This window comes from Acetobacter sp. (assembly GCF_047721705.1).
Taxonomy (GTDB): Bacteria; Pseudomonadota; Alphaproteobacteria; order Acetobacterales; family Acetobacteraceae; genus Acetobacter.
In genome coordinates this window covers 1-8,707 of the sequence record NZ_JBDNXK010000066.1, presented here as the reverse complement: position 1 = coordinate 8,707, position 8,707 = coordinate 1, and the positions used below count along the sequence as shown (strand labels likewise).

Sequence of the window (8,707 nt, the reverse complement as noted above, 5' to 3'; positions counted from 1 at the left end):
GGCCAGCATCGCCCAGCTTGTTGGATGTCATCATGTCGGTGACGGCGTCTTCGGCTTCCGCCGCCGTCTGCGCCACAACCACGCCCTTTCCCGCTGCCAGACCATCGGCTTTCACAACAATCGGCGCACCACGACGCCGCACGAAGGCAATCGCATGAGCCGGGTCAGTGAAACGCTCCCACTTCGCGGTCGGGATGCCTGCCGCGTCGCACACTTCCTTTGTGAAGGTTTTGCTTCCTTCCAGCTGCGCTGCCGCTTTTGTCGGTCCAGCGCAGGGAATCCCGACCTCAGCGCAGGCGTCAGCGAGTCCGGCGACCAATGGCGCTTCCGGTCCCGGCACGACGAGGTCGATGCCTTCCTTCTGCGCGAACGCCACCAGCGCCGGAACATTGCCTGCCGCGATGGCGACATTCGTGCCGCACAGAGCCGTGCCCGGATTTCCGGGAGCGATATAGAGCTGCGTGAGAGCTGGCGACTTTGCCAGCGCCGCCGCGAGCGCGTGCTCACGACCACCCGAACCAATCAGCAGGACTCTCATCGCATCACCTTCTTTCCGGCCACATAGGTTGCGGCTCTTGTTGAGAACGCTGCGTCTGTAGCATAGGGTCGCGTCATGGACGATGGCTCTCCGACACCTCCCTCTCCCTTTCCCGGCGTCAATGTGCCGGAATATTCGGTCTCCGAGATTTCGGGGGCCATCAAACGGACCCTCGAAGGGACGTTTGGACGGGTGCGCGTGCGTGGCGAGATTACGGAATTCAAGCGCTACAGTTCCGGCCATCTCTATTTTTCGCTGAAGGACGAAGGCGGCAAGATCTCCGGTGTCGTCTGGCGCGGTTCCGTGTCACGCCTCGGGCTGGTGCCGGAAAACGGGCTGGAGATCATCGCCACGGGTCGCGTCTCTTCCTATGGCGAGCGCTCCAGCTATCAGCTGATCGTCGAGAAGATGGAGTATGCGGGCGAAGGCGCTTTGCTCGCCCGCATCGAACGACTGCGCCAGAAACTCGCGCAGGAAGGGCTGTTCGACGCCGACCGCAAGCGCCGCATTCCACGCCTGCCGCGTGTGATCGGGGTTGTCACTTCCATGCAGGGTGCGGTGTTGCACGACATTCGCACCACCATCGCCCGACGTTTCCCCCGCCATCTGCTGATCTGGCCCGTCGCCGTGCAGGGCGAAGGGGCCGCCGCGCAGATTGCGGGCGCCATTGAGGGCTTCCGCGAACTGGGTCATCCCGGTCTCGGTGAAAGACTGCCACGCCCGGACGTGCTGATCGTCGCCCGTGGCGGTGGCTCGCTCGAAGACCTGATGGCTTTCAATGACGAGGCCGTCCTGCGTGCCGTTGCCGCCTGCCCGATTCCAGTCATCTCTGCTGTCGGGCATGAGACCGACACCACGTTGATCGACTTTGTTTCCGACATGCGCGCCCCCACGCCCACAGCCGCCGCCGAACTGGCCGTGCCTGTGCGCGACGAACTGCTGGCCGACCTGACCCATCGCGTCGCCCGGATGGGGAGCGCGCTGAACCGCATTGGTCAGACAGCACGCCTACGTCTGGATCGGGCTGCCTCCGGTCTGCCTGATCTCCCAACCCTGCTTAGCACGGCGCGGATGCGCCTTGACGATCGCGCTCACCGGCTCGATCTCGCACTTCCTGCCTTGCTGGAACGACGCAAGGCGGCTCTCATCGCGGCAGAACGGCATATGCCGGTTCCCGCTGCCCTGTTCGCCGACCGTCGCGCCTGTCTGGCTCTCGACAGCGCCGCGCTGGATGCGACGATGACGGCAATACGACGGAAAGCCGAGGCCCAGCTCGGGCGCACGCGCCTGACCGTCGCCCCTCTTCAGGCCCTTTGCCGCGAGCGTCAGGCACGGCTGACCGGCGTGGGGAATGTCCTGGAGTCCGTCTCGCCGCGTGCTGTGCTAGAATGTGGCTATGTTCTCGTCCGCGATGCCGCTGGCGAACCCGTCACACGAGCCGCCAGACTCCGGCCCGGCAATCGGGTCACGCTTGTCTTTGCCGATGACACCCGTTCGGCTCTCATCGAAAACAGCACGAAATCGGCCCAAGGAGCGCTCGACCTATGAAAAAGTTCAAAGAAAATCTGAAGAACTTCAAGATGCCTGATCTCAATCTGATCAAGCAGCCACCGATTGACGAGAAGCTCAACGAGCATCGGGCCGAAAAGGTTTTCATGATCACAATGATCGTGCTTGCCTCTCTCTCGATGCTGATTTTTATCGGTGGCTCCTTTGTGAAAGCCATCCGCATGTCGGAACAGCCACCGGCAGTTACGCAGTCAGACACACCTGCCGGAAATAGTGAAAAGACTACCCCGCCAAGCAACTGATTCAGAAAATCTATCTTGCATGCAGGAATGGCGTCTGACGGCTCCTGCGTCAGTCTTATCAGGTTGTTTGCAATAGTTTGGTGATAACAAAAGCTTCACCAAAAACTTCTTTTTGATTTAAATCCGCTTTCACGAACAGAGTTTTGAAACAGTCTCTCAAAAACCAGAAGCCACATTGTCTTTCTCGTGCCGCATCCGGATCGGTGAGCCGACAAGCAGAACCGACAGGAGGCCGGCAACCAGAAGTGCACCAGAACACATATACCACGCCATATCGAAACGCCCCGTCCAGGCCACGATATATCCGGTGACAATCGGCGCGAACAGGCCGAGTGAATTGCTGCATGTCAGGCTCACGCCCGTTACTGTGCCGATCTTCTGGCCGTCTTCCAGCATATCGGTCAGCAGGGCAGTATTCGCGCCGTTAGCGGCGATCAGACAGGCGAGAGAGCCCGACATCACCAGCAGAATGGGCGTCATCGTGTGGAAAGAAGGCAGCAATCCGATCGTGGATGCCCCCACCAGACATGTCACCACAACGAAACGCCGACGCGCGGGTGAAGGATTACTACGGAAGACAATACTTTCCAGAATTTTGCCTATGATAACTGCGCCGACAGCCGCCGCGAGATAACAGAGCGCCGTTCTCGTGCCGGTCCCCGTGATATCGATGTGCAGTTCATGCATGAGATAGAGCGGCATCCACGACATCATCAGAAAGTTCAGATAATTCTGCGTGCACTGCACGGAAAGGATTCCGAGAAAAGACGAAGAACCGAAAAGGTTTTTCACTTCAGAAAGAGAGATTCTCTTTCTCGGCGTAACCGCAGCCCGTTCCACCGGATTCCGGTAAACCAGCCACCAGACAAGCGCCCATGCAAAACCGATAAAACCAAGAATGATGAATTCCACACGCCAGTTGAAGAGCGTGATCAGCCATGCACCCGCGATCGTGCCGCCAGCCAGACCAAGCTGCATACCGGTCAGCAGAACAGTCATGACAGAACCACGCTCTTTCGGAAGCGCCCAGTTCCGAACGACGGTGGCGCCCACACCAAAAGTCGGAGCCTCTCCAACGCCAAGCAGAACGCGGGTGAAAAGAAACTGCGTGATGTTATGCACCAGGCCGCCAAGCAGCATGGCAAAGGACCAGAGGGACACGGCAAGACTGCCGATCAGACGCGCCCCCGCGCTGTCGAGCAGCATTGTTGATGGCAGATTCAGCAGAAAATAGGACCACAGGAAGCTGGATGAGACCCATCCCATCTGCACGGGGCTCAGATTGAACTCCTTGCCCAGATCCGGCATGGCGATGGAAAGCGCCGCCCGATCCCCATAGCTGATGACATACATGAGGAAAACGAGAAAAAAGAAGACATAGCGGGAGGGCATCTTGCCCTGCTTCTGCACAACGGTTTCCATATTGTCCGTCATAGGAAAGGAGGTTGCCTGCTCAGATTGCATGACGATCCTCCCCGGCATGGAGGGACACAAAAACGGGACATGAACAGTACGAACGCAGAATCATGACCGCAGTCCCTCATTTGTGGTGGTGAGCACATCCGTTGTCGCAACAGGCGTTTTTTTCGTTGGGCGATCATGGCGAAGCATCCAGACGCCGGAACCGATGATCAGCACGCCGCCCACCAGCATCGCCACGCCGGGCACTTCCTTGAAGCCAAGCCAGCCGATGATGGCGGCCCAGAGCAGGCCGGAATAGGCAAACGGGCCGATGGCTGAAACCTGCGCCGAAGCGAACGCCTCGGTCTGGAGAACCTGCGAGATTCCGGCAAAAGCCCCGACAGCCACAAGACAGATCGCATCGACCATATGCGGTGTTGTCCAGATGAAAGGCAGCGGAGCAGCCGTCATCACCGTCATAAGAATGGCCTGCCACAGCGAAATGGTCGTGCTGGACTCAGTCGCCGAAAGCTGCCGGATCTGCATGGTGGTCAGCGCCCCGACTGCTCCCTGAGCCAGCGCAATGAAATAGGCCCATGTGGGAACCGCAGTGGCGCTGCCGTGAAGCAACCCCTTTCCCAAAGCGACAACCACGACACCGGAAAAACCTATACACACAGCAATCCATCGCTGAAGCGAGGGCTTTTCGTGCAGGAGCGGAATGGACAGCAGTACCAGAAAGAGCGGCTGCGTGTAGGAGAGCACCTGCTGTTCCGCCAGCGGCAGGCGCGTCACGCTGATCACCACCATGATCATGCTGATCAGCCCAACAACCGACCGCAACAGATGTCCTTTGAAATGCTCCGTCCTGAGGACGATTTTCGTGCGGGATGCGATCAGCAGAACAAATGGCAGAGAAAAGAGATTACGAAAAAAGATGATCTCAAGCGCCGGCAGTGTCGATCCGGTCAGTTTCTGAAGGGCATTGAGAAGGGCTATGAAGAACGTCGCAGAAACCAGAAGCAGTGCACCGCGTTTCAGGTCATGCTTCATTTCAATCCCACCTCAAGGCCTCCATGGTCGTTTCGATCAGACTATGAACGAGACGCGCTCATGACACACATTCTATTGCGATAAAGCAACATTATAGTTTCAGGAAAAACGCAGCACTCTTATCGTGACGGCCGCGCTTCCCGTTCGGAAAGCGCTTAGTCCGCCAGCAGATGTGCCGGTGTCAGGACCGCGCCCGTCGCATCGATTTCCGCCCTGATGGCTTTTGCGATGTTCAGCGATCCCGGCGTGTCGCTGTGCACCAGAATCGACTTCGCTTTGACCGGCAGACGGGCACCATCAATGGTTGTGACAGAACCATCCTCAAGGAACTGGCGCACACGGGCACGTACGGCGTCCAGATCATGGATGACCGCCCCCGGCTGTCCACGAGGCACCAGCGCGCCCGCAGCCGTATAGGCCCGATCGGCAAGAAACAGCGTGTGAACTTTCAGGCCCACTTTTTCCGCTGCACGCTCGGTGGGCTGGCCAGTCATCGCGAAAACCGTCAGATCCTTGTCCAGAGCGGCGATCACACGCACCAGACGCAGTGCGAGTTCTTCCGACGCATTGGCCATGGTTCCGAAAGCTGCATGATAGCTCACATGAGTGACGCGATGACCGTGTCGTGCGGCAACACCCTGCAATGCACCGATCTGGCAGGCCAGCATCGCTTCCATATCAGCATCGGAAACCGGCATCGTGCGCCGACCGAAGCCGATCAGATCGGGCAGTCCGGGATGAGCGCCGATACCGACACCTTTTTCCTTCGCCAGCCGGACCGTGTGATCCATGATCGCATAATCACCGGCGTGAAAACCGCAGGCAATATTGGCGGAAGAAACGAGATCCATCAGGCTGTCATCGTCAGCGACACGCCACCGACCGAAGCCTTCACCCATATCGGAATTGAGGTCGATCTTCATTTCTTTCCTCCGCTCTGCCGACGGCTTATGGAACTGCGATAACGGGCCACCATCCCGCGAAGGCTATCGAGATACGCTTCGACAGGCTGCATCGCGTCAACACCCTGCTCATGGTTGCATTTTTCAAAACGAATACGGGAGCCGATGCGGGCCTGCGCCAGACGCCACAGGTCACTCTCGATCACGGTCGCGATACGCGGATAGCCACCGGCGGTGTTGGCATCCGCCATCTGCACGATAGGCTCACCCGCGGGAGGAACCTGAATAATACCCGGAACAATCCCGTAAGAACGCAATTCGACTGGCTTGCGCAGTTCCAGTTTCTCGCCTGTCAGCCTGTAGCCGACGCGATTGCTTTGCGGCGTGATGCGCCATTCGCAGTTCCAGAACTGATCGCGCGCCTTATCCGTAAAAAGCATGTAATCCGTTGCCGGGATCACGCGGAGCGTGACGACACTCTTATTTTCCAGCTCCGCATCAGACCGAAAAGCAACGGACGGTGGGAGCGCAGCATAACCGGAAGCCAGTGTCTCGCTGGCACCAACCTGTAGCGTATCACCCTCTTCCAGAAATCTGCCTAGCAGGCCACCAAATCCGCCACGCAACTGTGTGCTACGCGATCCCAGAACGACCGGCACATCAACACCACCGGCAAAACAGATATAGCCCCGTGCACCCACCGCAGGCTGCCCAATCCGAAGAACCTGCCCCGCTTCAGCGGTAGCCACCGACCACGGAAGGAGTGTGCGCCCATCCAGTTCGATAGTCGCATCAACCCCAGTTACGGCAAAACTGAGAGCGCGATCAAACTTCAACGCAAAAGGATAAGTCTGCAATTCGATGCAGGCCGCATCAGCATCGTTATCCAGCAGGATATTGCCAACCCGAAGCGCCAGAGGGTCCATGACACCCGAAGACCCCACACCGAGATTGCGATACCCCGGACGCCCCAGATCCTGCACCGTGTTCAGTGCGGAGGTTTCAAGAATCGTGATCACAGTTCGATGCTTTCAGGATGGAAGCGGATACGGTCCCCGATGGCGAAGAGAGAGGGCGGGTTCCGAAAAGGATCGAACAGCGAGATTTCCGTGAAGCCAATCGAATTCCACCCATTCGGGCCTGTAAGCGCCGAAATACCGGCCTGCATACCGCCGATGGTCACCGTTCCCGCAAGCATGTTCAGGGACGGAACCGATTTACGTGGTGTCGCAATGCGCGGGTCCAGACCGTGCAGATAACCAAACCCCGGCGCGCTGCCGATCGCGCAGACGGTGTAATCATTGGCATGATGGATCGCGATGACTTCCTCTGGCGTCAGTCCTGCGTGCTCGGCCACACGCCCGAGATCCTCACCCAGCTCACCGCCATAACGTACACCGATTTCGAAGAGGCGTCCTTCGATATGACGCTCGGGAAGCGTTTCCCATGCGTGACGCAGCCAGTTGGCAATACACTCGGGATCTTCCGGTGGCGTGGAAAAAACCAGCATCAGATTTGTCACGCCGGGAATAAGCTCCTGAACGTCGCTGCGGCTTCCAGCCTCCTCGATCAGAGCCCAGATGCGCCGCTGATGCGCCATCGTAAACGCACCGGGCGCCTCGAAAAGCATGGCCCGCGTGCCGATCATGCTGATTGTCGGCGCGCCTTCCCCGATGGAAGAAACTCTTTCACCTGCGAGATCAGTGTGATTTTCCGGATGATGTGTCATGTCGCCATTCAAAATACACGATCCAGCACTGTTCTTGCGACAGGAACACCAGAGCCGCCACCTTGGACCGGGTTCGTAATGAGTCGCATCATTTTAGCGGCTGGAAAGCAGATTAGGATTGTTTCCGAAATGATTTCCAGACCAATTCCCGATGTGAGGCTATCGGATAATCTTATGGCTCATCATATGGGCGTGTCCGGTATAGTATTATCTTATGACGTGAGAACGAACTGCTCTTGGCGCTGAAATCGTTACGATACTAACATCAATTTCCACATACTCGCGAACATATCTCTATTGTGGGTATAGTGGTTTTTTGGTTGTAGTATCGAGGTTATCAGCATGAGCAGTCAGCCGTATCGTAACGCTCTCGTTACCGGCGCATCCTCCGGCATAGGTGCGGCGATTGTCAGACGTCTTCGGGAAGCCGGTCTGGACGTGCATGCCGTGGCGCGCGACGAGAAGCGCCTTGCACAGCTGGCGGAAGAAACCGGCTGTATCCCTCACGCCGTCAGCGTCGCTGATCAGAAAGGCATTGAAGCGCTCATCAACGACATTGAAGTGGATGTCCTGGTCAACAACGCAGGGCAGTCCCGCACGGGCAACATCACCAAGACGACACCGGAAGACATTGACGCTCTGGTCGATGTCAATCTGCGCGCCGTCCTCCAGCTGACCAGCCTTGTCGTGCCCGGCATGATGCAGCGCGATCGCGGGCATATCGTGAACATCAGCTCCATCGCAGGTCACTATGCCTTCGCTGGCGGCAACACGGTCTATCATGCCACCAAGGCTGGCGTGCATTCGCTTTCGCAGCAGCTGCGCTGTGATCTGTTCGGCCACCATGTCCGCGTCACGGAAATCTCTCCTGCTCGCGTCGAGACGGAAGTCTTCGGTCGTCTGATCGGCGACATGGCTGAAGCGAAAAAGCGTTTCTTCGACGAGTATGAATCCCTTCTGCCGGAAGACATCGCGAATTCGGTCGCCTTTGCCGTTCTGGCGCCGCCGCGCATGAATGTCAGCTTCATGGAAGTGCTGCCGACCATGCAGGTCGTGGGCGGTCTCGACTTCGCGAAGAAAACAGCGGATCGGACCTGAAGTCAGTGGATATCACGCAGATCAGAAAACTGACGGATCTGCTCGCTCGTGCCCCGATCGAAGAACTGGAGATCGAGGAAGGGGGGCGGAAGATCCGGCTGACTCGCCGCGCTGTTATTCCCAGCGCGGCGCTCCCTTCGTCCCCCTCACCTGCGTCCCCTCTTCCCGAGCGGAA

9 protein-coding genes are annotated in these 8,707 nt (G+C 58.1%); 3 read left to right on the top strand and 6 right to left on the bottom strand.

The window, feature by feature from the left end; all coding sequences use genetic code 11:
- On the bottom strand, positions 1–538 hold a 538-nt coding region (locus ABF824_RS11510; protein ID WP_415489132.1), incomplete at its 3' end, for a phosphoribosylamine--glycine ligase.
- Positions 539–613: 75 nt separating this feature from the next.
- Between ABF824_RS11510 and xseA the strand changes: the two genes are divergently transcribed.
- Together xseA and ABF824_RS11500 are read left to right on the top strand one after the other, a co-directional pair.
- Positions 614–2,086: an exodeoxyribonuclease VII large subunit gene (gene xseA / locus ABF824_RS11505; RefSeq protein WP_415489130.1), complete on the top strand. Its 1,473-nt coding sequence runs from the start codon at positions 614–616 to the stop codon at positions 2,084–2,086.
- Positions 2,083–2,349, top strand: coding sequence for a hypothetical protein (locus ABF824_RS11500; RefSeq protein ID WP_415489128.1), 267 nt, complete (start codon positions 2,083–2,085; stop codon positions 2,347–2,349). Before xseA ends, ABF824_RS11500 begins: the two co-directional genes overlap by 4 nt.
- Before the next feature lie 156 nt (positions 2,350–2,505).
- Here the strand turns inward: ABF824_RS11500 and ABF824_RS11495 are convergent, their stop codons facing one another.
- The 5 genes from ABF824_RS11495 to pxpB all read right to left on the bottom strand — a co-directional run bounded on the left by ABF824_RS11495 (position 2,506) and on the right by pxpB (position 7,353).
- On the bottom strand, positions 2,506–3,783 hold the full coding sequence (locus tag ABF824_RS11495) for an MFS transporter (protein WP_415489146.1): 1,278 nt from the start codon (positions 3,781–3,783) through the stop codon (positions 2,506–2,508).
- A gap of 90 nt (positions 3,784–3,873) precedes the next feature.
- A complete protein-coding gene (locus ABF824_RS11490; RefSeq protein WP_415489126.1) occupies positions 3,874–4,803 on the bottom strand; it encodes a DMT family transporter in 930 nt (309 codons plus the stop codon).
- A 155-nt stretch (positions 4,804–4,958) separates the two neighbouring features.
- On the bottom strand, positions 4,959–5,726 hold the full coding sequence (locus tag ABF824_RS11485; RefSeq protein ID WP_415489124.1) for a LamB/YcsF family protein: 768 nt from the start codon (positions 5,724–5,726) through the stop codon (positions 4,959–4,961).
- Positions 5,723–6,724, bottom strand: coding sequence for a biotin-dependent carboxyltransferase family protein (locus tag ABF824_RS11480; protein ID WP_415489122.1), 1,002 nt, complete (start codon positions 6,722–6,724; stop codon positions 5,723–5,725). The genes ABF824_RS11485 and ABF824_RS11480 overlap by 4 nt, the downstream gene beginning before the upstream one ends.
- Positions 6,721–7,353, bottom strand: coding sequence for a 5-oxoprolinase subunit PxpB (pxpB, locus tag ABF824_RS11475; protein WP_415489144.1), 633 nt, complete (start codon positions 7,351–7,353; stop codon positions 6,721–6,723). The genes ABF824_RS11480 and pxpB overlap by 4 nt, the downstream gene beginning before the upstream one ends.
- 423 nt (positions 7,354–7,776) lie before the next feature.
- Between pxpB and ABF824_RS11470 the strand changes: the two genes are divergently transcribed.
- Positions 7,777–8,532, top strand: a complete 756-nt coding sequence (locus tag ABF824_RS11470) for an SDR family oxidoreductase (protein ID WP_415489120.1) — start codon at positions 7,777–7,779, stop codon at positions 8,530–8,532.
- Positions 8,533–8,707 lie beyond the last annotated feature (175 nt).